The organism is Mycobacterium sp. 4D054, from assembly GCF_052245755.1.
Classification (GTDB): domain Bacteria; phylum Actinomycetota; class Actinomycetes; order Mycobacteriales; family Mycobacteriaceae; genus Mycobacterium.
Genome location: NZ_JBQQCF010000006.1, coordinates 108,511 through 127,415 on the forward strand (window position 1 = coordinate 108,511; position 18,905 = coordinate 127,415).

The window sequence follows — 18,905 nt, forward strand, 5'->3', positions numbered from 1 at the left end:
CCCCAGATTCGTGCGAGTTTCTGTCTGCTCGCCGAAACCCGGAACGCTCAGCTGGTCGGCACCACGTCCGGCACATCCTCGATATCGCCGGTCTCGCCGGCCAGCGCGGCCTTGCGGCCGAAGTGGAACACATAGCCGAAGAAGCCCACCACCGCGGCCACCCCGATCGCGACCCGCTCGAACGTCGGCAGCGACGACGGCGTCACGAATCCCTCGATCGCGCCGGCGAGCATCAGCACCACCGCCAGGCCGATCGCGACGGCGACCACGGCGCGGCCTTGTTCGGCCAGCACCTGCCCGCGGGGACGGTCCCCCGGCGAGATCACCGACCAGCCCAGCCGCATACCGACCCCGGCCGCGACGAACACCGCGGTCAGCTCGATGAGTCCGTGCGGGGTGATCAGGCCGAGGAAGACGTCACCCTTGCCTGCCTGAAACATCAGTCCGGCGTTGACCCCGAGGTTCGCCGAGTTCTGGAACAGGATGTACGGAATCGGGATTCCCAGCAGCACCGACATGCCGATGCACTGGGCGGTCACCCACGCGTTGTTCACCCACACCTGCAGCGCGAACGACCCGGCCGGGTGCTCGCTGTAATAGTTCGCGAACTCGTGGTTGACCAGCTGCTCGATCTCGCCGGGCGTGCCGATCGAGGCCTGCACCTCCGGCGAGTGCGCCACCCACACCGCGATCACGGCCGCGACCGCGTAGAACACCACCCCCGAGGCCACCCACCACCGCCACGACCGGTAGACGACGACGGGGAAGGACACCGTCCAGAACCGGACGAACTCGCGCCACAGCGGCGCGTGAGCGCCGGTGACCACCGCCCGCGCCCGGGCGACTAGGCCGGAGAGTTTGCCGATCAGCACCGCATCCGAGGACGCCGAGCGCACGATCGACAGGTGGGTCGACACCCGCTGGTACAGGTCGACCAGCTCGTCGACCTCTGCACCGGTGAGTGTGCGGCGCTTTTTCACCAGATGTTCGAGGCGCTCCCACGTCGGCCGGTTCGCCAGGACAAACGCATCGACATCCACTCCAGGGATTTTAGTAGCGTGGCTGATTATGGTTGGCCAGCAACAGCCCGTGGTGACCGGTGACGCCGTCGTCCTCGACGTGCAGATCGCCCAGCTGCCGGTCCGCGCGCTGTCGGCGCTGATCGACGTCGTCGTCGTCTTCGTCGTGTACGTGCTCGGTGTGATCCTGTGGGCGGTGACGCTGTCGCAGTTCGATTCGGCGTTCTCGGGTGCGGTGCTGATCATCTTCACCGTGCTGGCGCTGGTCGGTTATCCGACGATCTTCGAGACCGCCACCCGCGGCAAGACGCTGGGCAAGATGGCGCTGGGGCTGCGCGTGGTGTCCGAGGACGGCAGTCCGGAGCGCTTCCGTCAGGCGCTGTTCCGTGCGCTGGCCGGGTCGATCGAACTGTGGATGCTCACCGGCGGCCCCGCCGTGCTGTGCAGCATGCTGTCGCCCAAAGGCAAGCGCATCGGCGACATCTTCGCCGGCACCGTGGTCATCAGCGAGCGTGCGCCCCGCCAGGCCCCGCCACCGGCGATGCCGCCGCAGCTGGCCTGGTGGGCCACCACGCTGCAGCTGTCGGGCCTGAACCCGGCACAGACCGAGATGGCACGCCAGTTCCTTTCTCGCGCAGCACAGTTGGATCCACAGGTGCGCGACCAGATGGCCTACCGGATCGCCACTGATGTCGCCGCACAGATCTCGCCGCCGCCACCACCGGGCACCCCGCCGGCGATGGTACTGGCCGCCGTCCTTGCCGAGCGGCACCGCCGCGAACTGGGTCGCATGCAGCAGGCGCCGGCACCGACGCCCCCCTGGACCGCCCCGCCCCCGCCGAGTGCACCGGCACCGCAGCCCCCTGCGGGCAACGGGTTCGCACCGCCGTCGTAGACGGCAATCGAGCAGAAGCCGTCGTGAGGGCTACCCGGCGATCCAGTTCCCGTGGAAGCCATACGGAACTCGCTGCGGGAGTTTGATCCTCGCCACCGGTGCGCCGGAGAAGTCCGAGGCGTCGATGATCACCAGATCGCTGCCGTCGCGTGCAGGGTCGTACACGTAACCCAGATACCAGCCGCTGCTCTCGTCTGCAGGCCCGGACGTCGACGGCACGAAGACCGCTTCTCCCGGTCCACCCGGCGAAGTCTCGGTGCCGAACCGGTGCTCGACGGCCGAGCCGGTGACCAGATCGTGGCGGATCAGGCTGGCCTCGCCGACCGAGACCGCATACCGGGCCGGCAGCGTGGCCAGCCGGTCGTCGATCCGCGGGAACTCGACCACCCGGTCGTCGAGCTGGCTTTCGTGCACCGCCCCGGTCGTCAGGTCGATCGTCCAGGTCCACATCACCCCGTCGGCGTCGAATCCACCGTTGCCACGCCATAATTCGGGATAGCGAACGCCCTGCACCACAAGCGTCCGGCCGTCATCGTGTGCGTTGGCGACGTGGAAGACGTAGCAGGGGTCGATGTCGAACCAGCGCACCTCGCCGAACGGGTCGTCGCGGCGCAGCACCCCGAACCGGGCGCCGTAGGTGTCGTCCCAGCGGTAGGGCATGTCCCGGCCGCCACCGACCGCGATGTCGATGTTGAACACGATCGGCAGGTCCATGAACACCACGTAGTTCGCCGTCAGCGCGAAGTCGTGCATCATCGTCAACGCGGGCACGTCGAGCGGACGGTCGATCACCAACTCGCCGTTGGCATCTGCGCGGTGGTAGGTGACGTGGGGGGTGAAGATGTTGCCGTAGCCGAAGAAGTGAAGTTCACCGGTGGTCGGGCAGATCTTCGGATGCGCGGTCATCGAGTCCGCCAGCCTGCCGCCGAAGTCAAAGGCCCCTACAGTCTCCAGGTCGTCGGTGATCTCATACGGCAGAGATGATTCGACCAGTGCCAGGGTCCTGCCGGCGTGATTGACCACGTGGGTGTTGGCGACGCTGGCGCGCAGGTTGCGGGTGCCGTCGGAGTTGTACAGCGGGAACGGGTCGATGAAGCTGTCCGTGCGCACCCAGCGGTTGCGGTACCAGGCGGCGCGGCCGTTCTCGATGCGGACGCCGTGGATCATGCCGTCGCCGGTGAACCAGTGCCCGGTCGCCTGCCGTGGGTTGGGGCCGTTGCGCAGGTACCAGCCTTCCAGCTCGGCGGGAATCGCGCCCTCCACCGGCAGGTCGAACGCGGTCAGCTCGTCGGGAATCGGCGCGTAGTTGCCGACCTTGAAGATCTCGTCGGCGTCGACCGGAGTGGGCTTCGAGGTGGTCTCGGTCATGGGGCGCAACCTCCTGTCACGGTCACTCCACACTGACACCCCACTAATGACCTGTCAATAGTGGAATGTGTTTGTGTCGCGAACCCGCCGTATGCGGAGGAGGATCACAGGATGCCCGATCGCCGACACTCCGCGGCGCTGTTCAAGGCGGTCGTGGGCCGCGCCGGCACGCCGGCGCCGAACATCGTCGACGAACTGCGCCGGGTGATCCTCGACGGCGCGGTGCCGCCCGGCACCCCGATCCCGGTGGGCGAGGTCGCCGACCTGTTCGGAGTCAGCCACATCCCGGTCCGGGAAAGCCTCAAAACCCTGACCGGGGAAGGACTGGTGCAGCACCGGCCGAACGCCGGCTACGCCGTCGCGCAGCTGACGGTCAGCGAACTCGCCGAGATGTACCTCGTGCGCGAGACCCTCGAGTCGGCCGCGATGGCCGCCGCCGTGCACAGGGCCACCGCCGCCGACCGCGCCCACCTGACCGAGACACACGAAAACATGGCACAGGCACTGAAGTTCGACGACGCCCAGGCCTACCACCGCTACAGCAGGCAGTTCCACATGGCGCTCAGTCGTCCGTCCTGCATGCTGCGGCTGGTGCGCATGCTCGAAAACGCCTGGAACATCACCGAACCCGTGCAGCTGATGGTGCACGTCGGCCGCGACCAGCGCACGATGCTGCACGAGGACCACCGCGTGATGCTCGACGCGTTCCTGGACCGGGATCCCGACGCGCTGCTGGCCGCCGCGGCGACGCACAACAAGCGCCTCAACGGGGTGGTGGCCTCGCTGCCCGCCGACACCGGACTGGTGATCGACGGCGCCTGAGCGGCGAGCCGGCGAAATATATTCTCGGCGCAACGGTGGAGAAACACACCGAAACTAGCTTCCGTGCATCGACGTTCTTCGCCTTCGAGCAGGGAGCTGATCCCATGACAGACATCCGAGACCTGCCTCCGGGCGCCCGAGTCGACGCCGACGACATGGTCGAAGCCTCCGGGCATCCCGTCGGCGCAGGCCTCATCAAGGCCGGCTACGACCCGCGGCTGACCAACGAGGATCTGGCGCCGCTGGCCAAGCAGCGCTGGACGTCCTACAACATCTTCGCGTTCTGGATGTCGGACGTGCACAGCGTCGGCGGGTACGTCACCGCGGGCAGCCTGTTCGCGCTCGGCCTGGCCAGCTGGCAGGTGCTGATCGCGCTGCTCGTGGGCATCGTGATCGTCAACATTTTCTGCAATCTGGTGGCCAAACCCAGCCAGCGGGCCGGCGTGCCCTACCCGGTGGTGTGCCGCAGCTCGTTCGGCGTGCTGGGCGCCAACATCCCGGCGATCATCCGCGGCCTGATCGCGGTGGCCTGGTATGGCATTCAGACCTACCTGGCCTCAGCGGCGCTGGATGTGGTGCTGCTCAAGCTGTTTCCCGGACTGATGCCCTACGCCGAGGTTGAGAACTACGGCTTTGCCGGGCTTTCCCTGCTCGGCTGGGGCAGCTTCCTGCTGCTGTGGGTCCTGCAGGCATGCGTGTTCTGGCGCGGCATGGAGTCGATCCGCAAGTTCATCGACTTCTGCGGACCGGCCGTCTACGTCGTGATGTTCATCCTCTGCGGTTACCTGCTGTACCGCTCCGGCTGGCATGTCAGCCTCACCCTCGGCGGCGAGAAGAACGGCAGCACGCTGGCGGTCATGCTGGGTGCGATCGCATTGGTCGTCTCGTACTTCTCGGGCCCGATGCTGAACTTCGGCGACTTCTCCCGGTACGGCAAGTCGTTCGAGGCGGTCAAGAAGGGGAACTTCCTCGGCCTGCCGGTCAACTTCCTGGTCTTCTCGCTGCTGGTGGTGATGACCGCCGCCGCGACGGTCCCGGTGTTCGGCGAGCTGCTTACCGATCCCGTCGAAACGGTGGCCCGCATCGACAACACGATGGCGATCATCCTGGGCGCGTTGACATTCAGCATCGCCACCATCGGCATCAACATCGTCGCGAACTTCATCTCGCCGGCGTTCGACTTCTCCAACGTCAGCCCGCAGCGGATCAGCTGGCGGATGGGCGGCATGATCGCCGCGGTCGGCTCGGTGCTGATCACGCCGTGGAACCTGTACAGCAACCCGGAGGTCATCCACTACACGCTGGAGACCCTCGGCGCGTTCATCGGGCCGCTGTTCGGTGTGCTGATCGCCGACTACTACCTGGTGCGCAAGCAGAAGATCGTGGTCGATGACATGTTCACGATGAGCCCGAAGGCCAACTACTGGTACGCCAAGGGCTACAACCCGGTCGCGGTCGCGGCGACGCTCGTCGGTGCGACGCTCGCGGTGATTCCGGTGCTGCTCGGGGGATCGGTCACCGGCATGTCCGCGGCGGCGCAGTACAGCTGGTTCATCGGGTGTGGCGTCGGGTTCGCCCTGTACTACCTGCTGGCCACCCGTGGGCCGTGGCGGATGTCGCCGCTGCGGGATGCTGTCGCCGACACCGCGGCCGAAGCCGTGGCCTGACTGCCCGCCCGGCACGGCCCCGATAGTCCACTTCTGGAATATCGGGGCCGTACTATGCCGCCATGAGCCTTCGGATAGCCGCCCTCGGCCTGTTGGCCGAGGGCCCGGCCAGCGGTTACGACCTGCTCAAGCAGTTCGAGAACTCGATGGCCAACGTGTGGCCCGCCACCCAGAGCCAGCTGTACTCCGAGCTCAACAAGCTTGCGGCCGCAGGGTTGATCGAGGTGTGCGCCGTGGGCCCGCGCGGCCGCAAGGAGTACCAGATCACCGATGCCGGACGCGCCGAGCTGCAGCGCTGGGTCACCAGCCCCCAGGACGATCCGCCGTTCCGCAGCGCGGCTCTGTTGCGGGTCTTCCTGCTCGGCCTGATTCCGCCGGAGCAGGCGCGCGCCCATCTGCACGCCATGGCCGAGCACGCCGAGGCCGAGATCCGGCGGCTGACGGCGCTGCGCGACTCGCTGACGGCAGGACAGACCGACGGGGCGTTCTTCGGGTTGGCGGCGCTGGACTACGGCCTGCGGCTGCATGCGATGCAGGCCGCATGGGCCAAGTCGGTGGAGGACCGGCTGCCAGACTGATCACATCGTCGTTGCATCGCGATAGTTTCCGATATATCGTCAACGTATCGGAAGCGCAATCAGTGCTTCGTTCGACAGAAATGAGCACCCCATGAACACCCCTTTCACCCCGCCTGGCAGCCCGTTCGAGGGCCGCGGTTTCGGATTCGGCCCGGTCGATCCCCGCGTCCTGCACGGACGTCGTCGCGCGTCCCGGCGCGAATTCCGCGAGCACGTCCGTGAGCATCGCGGCGACGCGGGCTTCGGCCCCGGCGGTTTCGGCCCCGGCGGTTTCGGTCCCGGTTTCGGCCCCGGCTTCGGTTTCGGGCCGGGCGGCCCCGGTGCACGGCGCGGCGGACCCCGCGGCGGCCGAGGGCGGCGCGGTGACGTGCGCGCGGCGATCCTCAAACTATTGATCGACCGCCCGATGCACGGCTACGAGATGATCCAGGAGATCCACGAGCGCAGCCAGCAACTGTGGAAGCCCAGTCCCGGCTCGATCTACCCGACCCTGCAGCTGCTCGTCGACGAAGGTCTGCTCACTGCCACCGAGACCGAGGGCAGCAAGAAGCTCTTCGAGCTGACCGACGACGGTCGCGCCGCGGCCGAGAAGATCGAGACCGCGCCGTGGGACGAGATCGCAGGTGAGGCCGACCCCGGAGCGGTGAGCCTCCGCAACGCCGTTGGGCAGCTGATGGGCGCGGTCGCCCAGTCCGCGCACGCGGCCACCCCCGAGCAGCAGCAGCGCATCGTCGACATCGTGAACAACGCGCGCCGCGAGATCTACCACATTCTCGGCGAGGACTGATCCGGGCGGATCGGGCGCGATTACGGTTTCTCGGCCGCGGTCCATAAAATCGGCGGCATAATGACGAACTCCACCGAGGCGGCGACGGCGGCCGGCCCTCGATCCGACCGCGTCTCAACCGAGGCCCGACGCCGCCGAACCTTCGCAGTCATCAGCCACCCGGACGCCGGCAAGTCCACGTTGACCGAAGCCCTGGTGCTGCACGCCAAGGCCATCACCGAGGCCGGCGCCATTCACGGCAAGGCCGGCCGCCGCGCCACCGTGTCCGACTGGATGGAGATGGAGAAGGCGCGCGGCATCTCGATCACTTCGACGGCGCTGCAGTTCCCCTACATCACGCACGCCGGCGACACCTGCGTCATCAACCTGCTCGACACCCCCGGCCACGCGGATTTCTCCGAGGACACCTACCGGGTGCTGACCGCTGTCGACTCGGCGGTAATGCTGATCGACGCGGCCAAGGGCCTGGAACCGCAGACGCTCAAGCTCTTCCAGGTGTGCCGGCACCGCCGGATCCCGATCATCACCGTGGTCAACAAGTGGGACCGTCCGGGCCGCCATGCGCTGGAGCTGATGGACGAGATCCAGTCGGAGATCGGGTTGCGGCCGACACCACTGACGTGGCCGGTCGGCATCGCCGGCGATTTCAAGGGCGTACTCGACCGCCGCACCGGGAAGTTCATCCGCTTCACCCGCACCGCCGGTGGCGCGACCGCCGCCCCCGAGGAGCACATCGACCCGTCGAAGGCGCATGACGCGGCCGGGGTGGACTGGGACACCGCGGTCGAGGAGTCGGAGCTGTTGAGCGCCGACGGCGCCGACTTCGATCCAGAGACGTTCCTCGACTGCACCTCGACACCGGTGCTGTTCACTTCCGCGGCACTGAATTTCGGAGTGAACCAGCTTCTCGACGTGCTCGCCCAGCTGGCGCCGCCGCCGAGCGGGCAGCTCGACGTCGACGGCAACCGGCGCGACGCGGCGGCGCCGTTCAGCGCGTTCGTGTTCAAGGTGCAGGCGGGCATGGATTCCGCGCACCGCGACCGCATCGCCTATGCCCGGGTGTGCTCGGGCACGTTCGAACGCGGCGACGTCCTGACCCACGCGTCCACCGGCAAGCCGTTCGTGACCAAGTACGCCCAGTCGGTCTTCGGCCGGGAGCGGTCGACTCTCGACACCGCGTGGCCGGGTGACGTGATCGGGCTGGCCAACGCCGCCGCGCTGCGGCCGGGTGACACGCTCTACCAGGACGTCGCGGTGCAATACCCTCCGATCCCGAGCTTTTCGCCTGAACACTTCTCCGTCGCGCGGGGCACCGACCCGAGCAAGCACAAGCAGTTCCGCAAAGGCATCGAGCAGCTCGACCAGGAAGGCGTCGTCCAGGTGCTGCGCTCGGACCGGCGCGGCGACCAGGCACCCGTTCTGGCGGCCGTCGGGCCGATGCAGTTCGAGGTGGCCGCCCACCGGATGGCGTCGGAGTTCAGCGCCCCGATCGCACTCGAAGCCCTGCCCTATACGGTGGCCCGCATCTGCGAACCCGAGGACGCCGAAGCGCTGGGCAAGATGGCCGCGGTGGAGGTCTTCACCCGCACCGACGGCGTCATGCTCGTGGTGTTCTCCACGAGGTGGCGGTTGGAGACGGTGCAGCGGGAGAACCCCACCATGCAGTTGCGGGAACTGGTCGCGGCGGGCCAGTAGGAACAAGCTCGCCAAGGTTGGCACGGTCGCAGCCAAAGCCGCCACGTATGTGGGCCTTATGCACGCCAGATCGCTGAAATTCGTACATAACACCCACATTCGCGGCCACGCCGACGTTGACCGACGTCACCGGTGATCAGTCGACGTCGACCCAGTCCAGGGTGCGCTGCACGGCTTTGCGCCAACCCGTGTAGCCGTCTTCGCGCTGTTCGTCCGACCAGTCGGGTGACCAGCGTTTGCCCTCCTGCCAGTTGGCGCGCAGATCGTCCGGGCCGTCCCAGAATCCGGTGGCCAGTCCCGCAGCGTACGCGGCGCCGAGCGCAGTGGTCTCGGCGACGACGGGCTTGACGACGTCGACGCCGAGCACGTCGGCCTGGATCTGCATACACAGGTCGTTGGCGGTGATGCCGCCGTCGACCTTCAGCACCTCAAGGCGCACACCGGAATCGGCGGCCATCGCATCGACGACGTCGCGGCTCTGGTAACAGATCGCCTCCAACGTCGCCCGCGCCACGTGGGCGTTGGTGTTGAACCGGGACAGTCCGACGATCGCCCCGCGCGCATCCGAGCGCCAGTACGGGGCGAACAGGCCGGAGAACGCCGGCACGAAGTACACCCCGCCGTTGTCCTCGACCTGACGGGCCAGCGCCTCGCTCTGTGACGCGCCGCTGATGATGCCCAGCTGGTCGCGCAGCCACTGCACCGCCGAGCCCGTCACCGCAATCGAACCCTCAAGGGCGTAAACGGGTTTCGCGTCACCGAACTGGTAACACACCGTGGTCAGCAGTCCGTTCTTCGACCGCACGATGTCCTCGCCGGTGTTGAGCAGCAGGAAATTGCCTGTGCCGTAAGTGTTTTTCGCCTCTCCGACGGACAGGCAGACCTGCCCCACCATGGCGGCCTGCTGATCGCCGAGGATCCCGGTGACCGGGATTTCGCCGTCGGCGGGCCCTGTCTCGACGGTGACCCCGTATGGCTGCGGAGACGACGACGGCCGGATCTCGGGCAGCATCTGGCGCGGGATCCCGAAGAACCCGAGCAGTTCGTCGTCCCAGTCCAGGGTCTCCAGATTCATCAGCATGGTGCGGCTGGCGTTCGTGACGTCGGTGACGTGCACCCCGCCGCGATGCCCGCCGGTCAGATTCCACAGCACCCAGGTGTCGGTGGTGCCGAAGAGCGCGTCACCCTTCTCGGCGTCGGCGCGCAGACCGTCGACGTTCTCCAGCAGCCACTGCAGCTTGCCGCCGGAGAAATAGGTGGCCGGTGGCAACCCGGCCTTCTGCCGGATCACGTCACCGCGACCGTCACGGTCGAGTGCGGACGCGATCCGGTCGGTGCGGGTGTCCTGCCAGACGATCGCGTTGTAGTACGGCCGGCCGGTGTGCCGGTTCCACACCAGCGACGTCTCGCGCTGGTTGGTGATGCCCAGCGCCACCAGGTCGGTGGTGGCGAGCTTGGTCTTGTTCAGCGCCGTCGCCAGCACGGAGCCGGTGCGCTCCCAGATCTCGACGGGATTGTGCTCGACCCAGCCCGCCCTGGGCAGGATCTGTTCGTGTTCGAGCTGGTGACGGCCCACCTCGGCGCCGTCATGGTCGAAGATCATGCAGCGGGTGCTGGTGGTGCCCTGGTCGATTGCAGCGACGAAGTCGGCCATTCGTCCATGATGGACTACGTGAACACACGGGCCGTGCAATCGGCGGCAGACATCGGCTCCATGCCGCGCGGTGGGCCGGATGCGTCCTGCCTGGACCGCCTGCTGGAAACCGACCGTCGCGAATACCTGGACCGGGACTCAGCCGGAGATGCTGGGCTCGAGCGGACCAAGCGCAGCGTGATCCGGGCCCTGGACTGGACCGGGGAGCTGTTCGGCAACCACGACAAGTTCGCGAAGCTGGCGCTCGACGAGGTCGCCGACGTGGCCGACCCCGCAATTCTGGAGCTCGGCGCAGGGCACGGCGGGCTGTCCCGCAAGCTGCTGGAGTGGCACCCCACGGCCCGGCTCACCGTGACCGACGTCGAGCCGGCGTCCGTCGCGGCGATCGCGGCCGGGGACCTCGGGGCCCATCCGCGGGCGACGGTCCGGCAGATGGACGCGACGGCGCTGGACGCGGCCGACGGCAAGTTCGACCTGGCGGTGTTCGCGTTGTCGTTCCACCATCTGCCGCCGAAGGCCGCGGCCCGGGTGATCGCCGAGGGCACCCGCGCGGCGCACAAGCTGCTCATCATCGATCTGCCTCGCCCGCCGGCGCCGCTGCATCTGCTGCGGTTGGCGACGATGCTGCCGTGGGCGCCGCTGGTGCCGTTCGTGCACGACGGGGTGATCAGCTCGTTGCGCGCCTACAGTCCGTCGGCGCTGCGCGCGCTGGCCGCCTGCGCCGACCCGCCGGTGCACCTGGAGTTGCGTGGCGGGTTGCTCAGTCCTCAGGTCGCGGTGGCGTGGCGCCGATAGTCTTGGGTCCGTGGGCGAGGAACTGAAGCAGACGGAGTTCAGTCGCGCGCACCGCCGCGAGTACCGCCGCAAGGTGCAGCTGTGCCTCGACGTTTTCGAGACGATGCTGGCTCAGTCCAGCTTCGACTTCGAGAAGCCGCTGACGGGTATGGAGATCGAATGCAACCTGGTCGACTCCGCATATCAACCCGCGATGAACAACTCCGAAGTGCTCGAGGCGATCGCCGATCCCGCGTATCAGACTGAACTGGGCGCCTACAACATCGAGTTCAACGTGCCCCCGCGCCGGCTTCCGGGCCGCGCGGCCCTCGACCTCGAAGCCGACGTGCGCGCCAGCCTGAACGCCGCGGAATCCAAGGCCAACACCGACGGTTCGCACATCGTGATGATCGGCATCCTGCCGACGCTGATGCCGGAGCATCTGTCGGGAAGCTGGATGAGCGAGTCCACCCGCTACCAGGCGCTCAACGACTCGATCTTCACCGCGCGCGGCGAAGACATCATGATCGACATCGCCGGCCCGGAGCGGCTGAGCCTGCAGACCGCCACCATCGCCCCGGAATCCGCCTGCACCAGCATGCAATTGCACCTGCAGGTGTCGCCCGCCGACTTCGCCGCCAACTGGAACGCCGCGCAGGTGCTGGCCGGCCCCCAGCTCGCGCTGGGCGCGAACTCGCCGTTCTTCTTCGGCCACCACCTGTGGGCAGAGACCCGCATCGAGCTGTTCACCCAGGCCACCGACACCCGCCCCGACGAACTCAAGACCCAGGGGGTGCGACCTCGCGTCTGGTTCGGGGAACGCTGGATCACGTCGATCTTCGACCTGTTCGAGGAGAACGTGCGCTACTTCCCGTCGCTGCTGCCCGAACTCTCCGACGAGGACCCGGTCGCCGAACTGGCCGCCGGCCGCACGCCGAAGCTGTCGGAGCTGCGCCTGCACAACGGCACGATCTACCGGTGGAACCGGCCCGTCTACGACATCGTGAACGGGCGCCCGCACCTGCGGGTGGAGAACAGGGTGCTGCCCGCGGGACCGACGGTGCTCGACATGATGGCCAACGCGGCCTTCTACTACGGGGCGCTGCGGACGTTGTCCGAGGAGGACCGTCCGCTGTGGACGAAGGTGAGTTTCGCTGCCGCAGAGGCGAATTTCGTCGCCGCCGCCCACCAGGGGATGGACGCTCGGCTGTACTGGCCCGGGGTCGGAGAGGTGACCCCGGACGAGTTGATCCTGCGGCAGCTGCTGCCGATGGCCGACGAAGGACTGCGCCGGTGGGAGGTCGCCGCCGACGTGCGCGACCGCTACCTCGGTGTGATCGAGGGCCGCGCCAAGACCGGACGCAACGGGGCGGCATGGCAATCCAGTACCGTCACCGCGCTGCAGGACCGGGGCATGAGCCGCCCGGACGCGCTGGCCGAGATGCTGCGGTTGTACTGCGAGCGCATGCACACCAACGAACCGGTGCACACCTGGGATCTGCCGGCCTGACGCGGCGAGGGTAGGTTGGCGGACATGGCCGACGTCATGGACTGGGACGGCGTATACCGGGGCGAAGCCGACTTCGACGGTGAGCCGCCGTGGAACATCGGCGAACCGCAGCCCGAGCTGGCCGCGCTGTGGCGCGACGGCAAGTTTCGCCGCGAGGTGCTCGACGCCGGTTGCGGCCACGCGGAACTGTCCCTGGCACTGGCCGCCGACGGCTACACGGTGACCGGGATCGACATCAGCCCGACGGCGGTCGCCGCGGCCACCGCGGCGGCCGCCGAGCGTGGGTTGTCGAAACGGGCGTCGTTCGTCGCCGCCGACATCACCGCGCTGAGCGGATTCGACGGCCGGTTCGCCACGGTGGTGGACAGCACACTGTTTCACTCTCTGCCGGTCGAGTCCCGCGACGCCTACCTGCAGTCGGTGCACCGGGCCGCCGCACCCGGGGCGGGCTTCTTCGTGCTGGTCTTCGCCAAGGGCGCGTTCCCGGCGGAGATGGAAGGTGGCCCCAACGAGGTCACCGAACTCGAACTGCGCGAGGCGGTTTCCCGGTACTGGGTCATCGACGACATCCGGCCATCGCTGATCCACACGAACGTGCCGAAACTTCCCGGCATGCCGCCCCCGCCGCTGGATATGCTCGACGAGCACGGTCGGCTGCGGATGCAGGCGTTCGTGCTGTCGGCCCACAAAGACGGCTAGACGCCCAGGTCCCGGCGGAAGCCGTCCGGGATCACAAGATCGGCCGGGGTCAGCTCATGGATCGAGGACAGCCCGAGACCCAGCAGCGCCGAATCGATTCCGCCACGCAGGATGTCGAGGACATTCTCGACGCCGGCCTGCCCTCCCGATGCCAGGCCCCACAGGTATGCGCGGCCGATCATCACGGCGCGGGCGCCGAGCGCGACGGCCTTGACGACGTCACTGCCGCGCCGGATCCCGCCGTCGAGCACGATCTCGATCTGGTCACCCACAGCGGTGGCGATGGCCGGTAGGGCACGGACCGGCGCCGGGGTGCCGTCGAGGTTGTTGCCGCCGTGATTGGACACCGAGATCGCGGAGACGCCGGCGTCCACGGCGCGCCGGGCGTCGTCGACGCGCATGATCCCCTTCAGCATGAACGGGCCGCCCCACTGCTCCCGCAGCCAGGCGATGTCCTCCCAGGTGGGCAGCGGCGTCTGCATCCATTCGCCGTAAGCGCCGAAGAACGTCGGGGCGGTGCCGCCGTCGGCAAGGTTCGGGGCGGTGAGGTCCGGTACGCGTCCGGACCTGGAGAAGTCGAGGAGCCACCGCGGCCGACGCACCGCCTCGGGTGCGAAGCGCAGCATGGCCTTGAGGTCCATCTTCTCCGGTATGGCCGGACTGCCCCAGTCCCGGCCGTTGGAGAAGGACCAGTCGGTGGTGATGATCAGGCCGACCGCGCCGGCTCGGCGCGCCCGCTCCATCCGGCCGACCAGCTTGTCCCGGCTACCGGTCCAGTACATCTGGAAGAACGTTTGCGGATTGGCCGCAGCGACCTCTTCGATCGGCTTGCTGGCGAACGAGGACAGACCGATCGCGGTGCCGCGGGCCGCGGCGGCGCGCGCCACCGCGACCTCACCGTCGGGATGGACGGCCTGCACCCCGGTCGGTGAGATGAGCACCGGGAGCGAAATGTCCTGTCCCATCACGGTGGTGGCTTGATCACGCTTGCCCGACAGCCCTGCGACATGCGGAGCGAAGCCGAGCTCGCTGAACGCCGACAGATTATCTGCGACGGTGACGCCCTTTTCCGAGCCGGCGACCAGCGCACTGTAAACACTGGCCGGCAACCGCTTCTGCGCGCGTCGCTGCGCCTCGGCGACGGTCTCGAACCAACCGGTGGCGGCCATGGGCGGTCTCCTCTGCTCTTCCTTCGTCGACGCTAAGGCATCTCGCTGCACACGGGAACTCGCCGGATGGGTAGGCACCTACCCATCCGGGCGGGTGCCGCATTGCGCCCTTTCGGGGCGCGCGCCGGCGCCCTGTCGGTCAATAGCGTTGGCGGACATGGACTCCACCACGATGAACCCACTTGCCCCGTCACCACGCGGGATGTGGAGCGGCCACGGCGTCCGTGTCCGTCGGCGGCGTGGGCCGCATCGTCGGCACCTCGACCCCGGCACAGTCTGCACGCCGCGGTTCTGCGCCGCGCGCCACGGCAGGCTCCTCACGGTCGACCATGACCTCTGCCCCGCCGAACTGTCCGACGAGCTCGCCGTGCTGCTGGCCGATCAACTCGTCGACAGCGGTGCGCTGCGGGGACAGTCGGAGTTCGAGTTGGTGTTCACCGGGGTGGTGCGCTCCACTGTCGACGGCGGCTTGCCGGCGTGGCTGCGCTTCTACCGCAACTCGCTGGCCAAACTGGAGACCGGTTCGACGGCGTTCGCGCCGATCCACTCCCACGCCGCGGACCTCGTCCGGGGCGGTTGCCTCATCGACCTCGGGGCGTGCTTCGGATTCTTCCCGCTGCGGATGGCGCAGCACGGAATGGACGTGCTGGCAACCGATCTCAATGACAATGCGATGCGCCTGCTGAAGCAGGTCAGCTCGCGGTTGCACCGCCCGCTCACGACGATGGTCTGCGATGCCGCCGACGTAGGGCTGCCCGACGGCAGCGCCGACACCGTGACAGCGCTGCATCTGATCGAACACCTGCCGGACCACATGGTGGCCTCCATCGTCGACGAAGCGGTGCGACTGGCGCGGCGCCGGGTGATCATCGCGGTGCCCTTCGAGGACCGGCCACGCGAATGCTATGGACACGTGCAGCGCTTCGACATCGAGCGCCTGTGGCGGATGGCCGTCGAGCTGGCGCGCCGACACCCCGGGCTGCGCGCCGAGGCCCACGAATTCCACGGCGGCTGGCTGGTTCTCGACCTGTGATCGCCCGCGGGGCGCTAGATCAGCCCCCGCTTGCTGGCGGCGTAGACGGCCTCGGCCCGCCGGCTCACCTCCAGCTTGCGCATGATGTTGCTGACGTGAAACTTGGCCGTGGTCGCCGAGATGTACAGCTTCTCGCCGATCTTGTTGTTCGACAAGCCCGCTGCAAGCAGCCGCAGCACCTCGACCTCGCGATCGGTGAGCTGTGCGCGCGGCTCCGCGCGGCCTGACAACGACCGCACCACCGCAGCCGCGCTGCGTGAGTCGAACGCGCTGTCGCCGGCCGAGATCGCCCTGATCGCCCGGACCAGCTCGGTGGTGTCGACGTCCTTGACCACGTAGCCGCGGGCTCCGGCATGCACCGCGCGCACCACCAGGTCCTCGTCCAGGAACGTCGTCAGGACCAGCAGCCCCAGCGTCGGGTAGGCCGCGGAGAGCTTGGCGCACAATGTGAGTCCCTCGAACTCCGAGCCGGCCGAGAGCTTCAGATCCAGCAGCACCACATCCGGCGCGGTGGCACCGACGACGGCCTCGGCCTCGCTCTCCGAGGCCGCCTCGCCGACCACGATGAGGTCGTCGGCGCGCTCGAGAACCGAGCGCAGGCCCTGCCGCAGGATCGCGTGGTCGTCGACGAGAACGAGCCGGATGGGTTTCATGAGGTCACGCTTTCTGACACACGCGGGATACGGGCCACCACCCGGACCCCGCCGATGCGGGAGCGGTACACGTCGAAGGTGCCGCCGTGTTCGCGGGCCCGGGCCCGCATGTTGGCCAGTCCGCGGTGCCGGCCGTCGACGTCGGTGGCTTCGGCCATCCGCAGCATCAACCGCAGTTTCGCCGGGTCCCCGGTCCCGTCGTCGGCGATGGACAGGCTGACCGCGTCGTCACGATAGGACAATCGCACGATCGCGCGGGTCGCACTGCCGTGCATGGCGGTGTTGAACAGTGCCTCACCGGCGATGCGCAGCAGCGCGTGTTCGATGTCGCCCGGCAGTTCGGCCACGCCCCCCTCCACCCGCAAGGTCACCCGCAGATCCTCGGGCATGTGCACGGTCGCCAGCTGTCCGAGCATCTCGGTGAGGCTGGACCGGTAGGCGTCCCCGGGCTGGTTGAGCGCGTAGATCGCCGACCGCAGCTGCTCGGTGGCCGAGCGGGTCAGATCCTTGGCCAGATCGAGCCGGTCGACCAGCTCACGGCCCCGGCCCGAGGCGTCGATCTCGCTGCGGCACACCTCGATCTGCATTCCGGCCGACAGCACCGTCTGCGCGACGCTGTCGTGCAGTTCGCGGGCGATCCGGTGCCGCTCGGAGTTGAGAACCTGATGCCGTTGGGCCGCACCGAGTTCGCGTTGAGTGGCCAGCAGCTCGGCGTTGCGGGCCTCCGACTGCGCCAGCAGCGTCACCGACTTGGAGAACAGCGCCGAATTCTGCAACGCCACCGCGGTCTGCCCGGCCAGGATGCGCATCACCATGCCGTCGGTGGCGTCGAGGGTGCGGCGCGGCGGCGTCCACGCGGCGAACGCACCGATCACCTCGCCGTCGAGTTCGATCGGGACGTGGGCGTGCCGGCTCTCGATCACCGGCAGCCGGAACTGCGCGAGCTGTCCCCGCAGAATGTCGTTGAGCCGGTTGAGCACCGCGTCGGGCAGCGACGGGCCGGGATCCCTGGCTCCGGACAGTCCCTCGAACGCGTAGGCCGCTGCGCCGGAATCCAGGATCAGGTGGCGCACACTGGCTTCGGGCAGGGCGCCGTCAGCCAACGCCAGCAGCACCCAGTCCGCGTCCAAATGAGCCCGCGCGGCCTCGGCCACCGCGCGCACCAGGTTCTCCGGCCCTTCGATGGTCTGCACCAGCGCACGCGAGATCGTGTCGAGCGCGGCCAGCACACGGTCCAATCGCTGTGCGGTGACCCGGAATTCGGGATAGAAGCGCCCCTTTCCCGAACGCAGGCCGGTGAGCCGGGCCAGGTCCGGTGGTCTGGGGTCGGCGGCGGTCACGATGTCCGCTTCACAGTGCCGCCCGGAACAGGGCGTGCATCTGCGTCTCGTCGGCGGGGCGCGGATTCGTGCTCATGCACGCGTCCTGCAGCGCGGTCTTGGCCAGCCGAGGCAGATCCTGCTCGCCCACCCCGAGTTCGGCCAGGCCGCGCGGCACCCCGACGTCGCGGGCCAGCCGGTCGATCCGGTCGGCCAGCTCCAGAGCCGCCTCAGCGGCCGGGGCGCCAGGATCGGACACTCCCAGGCAGGTGGCGATCACCTTGTAAGGCTCGGGGTCGGCTTCGGCGTTGAAGCGGATGACGTGCGGCAGCAGCACACCGTTGATGACGCCGTGCGGCAGGTCGAGCAGCCCGCCGACCTGGTGGCTCATCGCGTGCGCGGCGCCGAGGATCGCGTTGGTGAACGCCAGCCCGGCCTCCAGCGCGGCCTGGGCCATCAGCACGCGCGCCGGCATCTCCTTGGGCCGTTCGATGGTGTGCACCAGGTTGTCGGTCACCATCTGGACCGCCCGCAGCGCATGGTGGTCGGTGAGCTGGTTGTGCCCCAGCGACACGAACGCCTCGATGCCGTGGGTCAGCGCGTCCAGACCGGTCGCGGCGTTGAGCCATTCGGGCATCGTGGTCAGCAGCCGCGGGTCGATGACGGTGATGTCGGGTACCAGCGCGCGGCCCAGAATCGTGATCTTGGTGTTGCGGGTGGTGTCGGTGACGATGCAGAACTGGGACACGTCGGCGCCGGTACCCGACGTCGACGGCACCACCACCATCGGCGGGATCGGCATCTGCGCCTTGTCGACGCCCTCGTAGTCGAGGATGTCGCCGCCGTTGGCGGCCAGGATCGCCACCCCTTTGGCCGCGTCGATCACCGATCCCCCGCCCACCGCCACGATGACGTCGCAGCCGTGCTCGGCGTACTTCTGGTAGCCCGCAGCGACCTCGTGGTCCTTCGGGTTGGGCGTCAGGTCGCTCCAGAGCGCACCGTGGACGCCCATGTCGGCGAGGTGGGTGACCATCTCGCCGGACCAGCCGGCCTCGATGAGGCCGGGGTCGGTGACGAGCATGGGCCGCTGAGCGCCGAGGCGCACCGCGGCGTGCGCCGCCTCGACCATCGAGCCGACCCCGAACACGATCTCGGGGGCGTGGAACTTCAGCAGCCGGGGCGTCGTCGCCGCACAGCGGCGGTCGAGTTCCGGGGTCAGGGTGGGATACCGCGCTCCCATGCGGTCCAGCGTACGACCCCGGC

17 protein-coding genes are annotated in these 18,905 nt (G+C 68.4%); 10 read left to right on the forward strand and 7 right to left on the reverse strand.

The window, feature by feature from the left end:
• Window positions 1-47 precede the first annotated feature (47 nt).
• Window positions 48-1,040, reverse strand: coding sequence for a stage II sporulation protein M (locus ACTWP6_RS07215; protein ID WP_260755664.1), 993 nt, complete (start codon window positions 1,038-1,040; stop codon window positions 48-50).
• Between the two features lie 28 nt (window positions 1,041-1,068).
• Between ACTWP6_RS07215 and ACTWP6_RS07220 the strand changes: the two genes are divergently transcribed.
• Complete coding sequence (locus ACTWP6_RS07220; protein ID WP_260755665.1) at window positions 1,069-1,914, forward strand: RDD family protein; 846 nt, start codon at window positions 1,069-1,071, stop codon at window positions 1,912-1,914.
• A 30-nt stretch (window positions 1,915-1,944) separates the two neighbouring features.
• Here the strand turns inward: ACTWP6_RS07220 and ACTWP6_RS07225 are convergent, their stop codons facing one another.
• Window positions 1,945-3,282 carry a carotenoid oxygenase family protein gene (locus tag ACTWP6_RS07225; protein ID WP_260755666.1) on the reverse strand — a complete coding sequence of 446 codons (1,338 nt, stop codon included), beginning with the start codon at window positions 3,280-3,282 and terminating at the stop codon, window positions 1,945-1,947.
• A 111-nt stretch (window positions 3,283-3,393) separates the two neighbouring features.
• Here ACTWP6_RS07225 and ACTWP6_RS07230 point away from each other — a divergent pair, with 111 nt between their 5' ends.
• The 5 genes from ACTWP6_RS07230 (at window position 3,394) to ACTWP6_RS07250 (ending at window position 8,831) form a co-directional block, all read left to right on the forward strand.
• Entirely contained in the window at window positions 3,394-4,104 is a 711-nt protein-coding gene (locus tag ACTWP6_RS07230; protein ID WP_260755667.1) for a GntR family transcriptional regulator, read from the forward strand.
• Between the two features lie 104 nt (window positions 4,105-4,208).
• Window positions 4,209-5,771, forward strand: a complete 1,563-nt coding sequence (locus ACTWP6_RS07235) for an NCS1 family nucleobase:cation symporter-1 (protein ID WP_260755668.1) — start codon at window positions 4,209-4,211, stop codon at window positions 5,769-5,771.
• Window positions 5,772-5,833: 62 nt separating this feature from the next.
• Entirely contained in the window at window positions 5,834-6,349 is a 516-nt protein-coding gene (locus tag ACTWP6_RS07240) for a PadR family transcriptional regulator (protein ID WP_260755669.1), read from the forward strand.
• A 91-nt stretch (window positions 6,350-6,440) separates the two neighbouring features.
• A complete protein-coding gene (locus ACTWP6_RS07245; RefSeq protein ID WP_260755670.1) occupies window positions 6,441-7,136 on the forward strand; it encodes a PadR family transcriptional regulator in 696 nt (231 codons plus the stop codon).
• Window positions 7,137-7,196: 60 nt separating this feature from the next.
• Window positions 7,197-8,831 (forward strand): peptide chain release factor 3, encoded by a 1,635-nt coding sequence (locus ACTWP6_RS07250; RefSeq protein WP_260755671.1) that lies wholly within the window; start codon window positions 7,197-7,199, stop codon window positions 8,829-8,831.
• Window positions 8,832-8,967: 136 nt separating this feature from the next.
• On the opposite strand, the gene glpK is transcribed toward ACTWP6_RS07250, so the two are convergent.
• Window positions 8,968-10,485 carry a glycerol kinase GlpK gene (glpK, locus tag ACTWP6_RS07255; RefSeq protein ID WP_443187230.1) on the reverse strand — a complete coding sequence of 506 codons (1,518 nt, stop codon included), beginning with the start codon at window positions 10,483-10,485 and terminating at the stop codon, window positions 8,968-8,970.
• 60 nt (window positions 10,486-10,545) lie between these two features.
• On the opposite strand from glpK, the gene ACTWP6_RS07260 reads away from it, so the two are divergent.
• From ACTWP6_RS07260 to ACTWP6_RS07270, 3 genes are read left to right on the forward strand one after another with little or no spacing between them, the layout of a single operon-like run.
• Complete coding sequence (locus ACTWP6_RS07260) at window positions 10,546-11,280, forward strand: class I SAM-dependent methyltransferase (RefSeq protein WP_396885340.1); 735 nt, start codon at window positions 10,546-10,548, stop codon at window positions 11,278-11,280.
• 10 nt (window positions 11,281-11,290) lie between these two features.
• Window positions 11,291-12,769: a glutamate--cysteine ligase gene (locus ACTWP6_RS07265; RefSeq protein ID WP_260755673.1), complete on the forward strand. Its 1,479-nt coding sequence runs from the start codon at window positions 11,291-11,293 to the stop codon at window positions 12,767-12,769.
• Between the two features lie 24 nt (window positions 12,770-12,793).
• Window positions 12,794-13,468, forward strand: coding sequence for a class I SAM-dependent methyltransferase (locus ACTWP6_RS07270; RefSeq protein ID WP_443187231.1), 675 nt, complete (start codon window positions 12,794-12,796; stop codon window positions 13,466-13,468).
• Here ACTWP6_RS07270 and mftD read toward each other — a convergent pair.
• A complete protein-coding gene (gene mftD, locus ACTWP6_RS07275) occupies window positions 13,465-14,637 on the reverse strand; it encodes a pre-mycofactocin synthase MftD (protein WP_443187232.1) in 1,173 nt (390 codons plus the stop codon). The two genes, ACTWP6_RS07270 and mftD, sit on opposite strands and share 4 nt — an antisense overlap.
• A gap of 157 nt (window positions 14,638-14,794) precedes the next feature.
• On the opposite strand from mftD, the gene mftM reads away from it, so the two are divergent.
• Complete coding sequence (gene mftM, locus ACTWP6_RS07280) at window positions 14,795-15,670, forward strand: mycofactocin oligosaccharide methyltransferase MftM (protein ID WP_443187233.1); 876 nt, start codon at window positions 14,795-14,797, stop codon at window positions 15,668-15,670.
• A 14-nt stretch (window positions 15,671-15,684) separates the two neighbouring features.
• Here the strand turns inward: mftM and ACTWP6_RS07285 are convergent, their stop codons facing one another.
• The 3 genes from ACTWP6_RS07285 to ACTWP6_RS07295 are packed head-to-tail and all read right to left on the reverse strand — an operon-like array spanning window position 15,685 to window position 18,882.
• The gene (locus ACTWP6_RS07285) at window positions 15,685-16,323 is read right to left on the reverse strand and encodes a MadR family response regulator transcription factor (protein WP_260755677.1); all 639 of its coding nucleotides are present in this window, start codon (window positions 16,321-16,323) and stop codon (window positions 15,685-15,687) included.
• Window positions 16,320-17,663 (reverse strand): MadS family sensor histidine kinase, encoded by a 1,344-nt coding sequence (locus ACTWP6_RS07290; RefSeq protein ID WP_443187234.1) that lies wholly within the window; start codon window positions 17,661-17,663, stop codon window positions 16,320-16,322. Before ACTWP6_RS07290 ends, ACTWP6_RS07285 begins: the two co-directional genes overlap by 4 nt.
• A gap of 10 nt (window positions 17,664-17,673) precedes the next feature.
• Entirely contained in the window at window positions 17,674-18,882 is a 1,209-nt protein-coding gene (locus tag ACTWP6_RS07295) for an iron-containing alcohol dehydrogenase (protein ID WP_443187235.1), read from the reverse strand.
• Window positions 18,883-18,905: the final 23 nt, after the last annotated feature.

Coding starts and splice junctions, on each gene's coding strand:
- ACTWP6_RS07220 (WP_260755665.1), top strand. CDS start 1,069: ATGGTTGGCCAGCAACAGCCCGTGGTGACCGGTGACGCCGTCGTCCTC.
- ACTWP6_RS07225 (WP_260755666.1), bottom strand. CDS start 3,282: ATGACCGAGACCACCTCGAAGCCCACTCCGGTCGACGCCGACGAGATC.
- ACTWP6_RS07230 (WP_260755667.1), top strand. CDS start 3,394: ATGCCCGATCGCCGACACTCCGCGGCGCTGTTCAAGGCGGTCGTGGGC.
- ACTWP6_RS07235 (WP_260755668.1), top strand. CDS start 4,209: ATGACAGACATCCGAGACCTGCCTCCGGGCGCCCGAGTCGACGCCGAC.
- ACTWP6_RS07240 (WP_260755669.1), top strand. CDS start 5,834: ATGAGCCTTCGGATAGCCGCCCTCGGCCTGTTGGCCGAGGGCCCGGCC.
- ACTWP6_RS07245 (WP_260755670.1), top strand. CDS start 6,441: ATGAACACCCCTTTCACCCCGCCTGGCAGCCCGTTCGAGGGCCGCGGT.
- ACTWP6_RS07250 (WP_260755671.1), top strand. CDS start 7,197: ATGACGAACTCCACCGAGGCGGCGACGGCGGCCGGCCCTCGATCCGAC.
- glpK (WP_443187230.1), bottom strand. CDS start 10,485: ATGGCCGACTTCGTCGCTGCAATCGACCAGGGCACCACCAGCACCCGC.
- ACTWP6_RS07260 (WP_396885340.1), top strand. CDS start 10,546: ATGCCGCGCGGTGGGCCGGATGCGTCCTGCCTGGACCGCCTGCTGGAA.
- ACTWP6_RS07270 (WP_443187231.1), top strand. CDS start 12,794: ATGGCCGACGTCATGGACTGGGACGGCGTATACCGGGGCGAAGCCGAC.
- mftD (WP_443187232.1), bottom strand. CDS start 14,637: ATGGCCGCCACCGGTTGGTTCGAGACCGTCGCCGAGGCGCAGCGACGC.
- mftM (WP_443187233.1), top strand. CDS start 14,795: ATGGACTCCACCACGATGAACCCACTTGCCCCGTCACCACGCGGGATG.
- ACTWP6_RS07285 (WP_260755677.1), bottom strand. CDS start 16,323: ATGAAACCCATCCGGCTCGTTCTCGTCGACGACCACGCGATCCTGCGG.
- ACTWP6_RS07295 (WP_443187235.1), bottom strand. CDS start 18,882: ATGGGAGCGCGGTATCCCACCCTGACCCCGGAACTCGACCGCCGCTGT.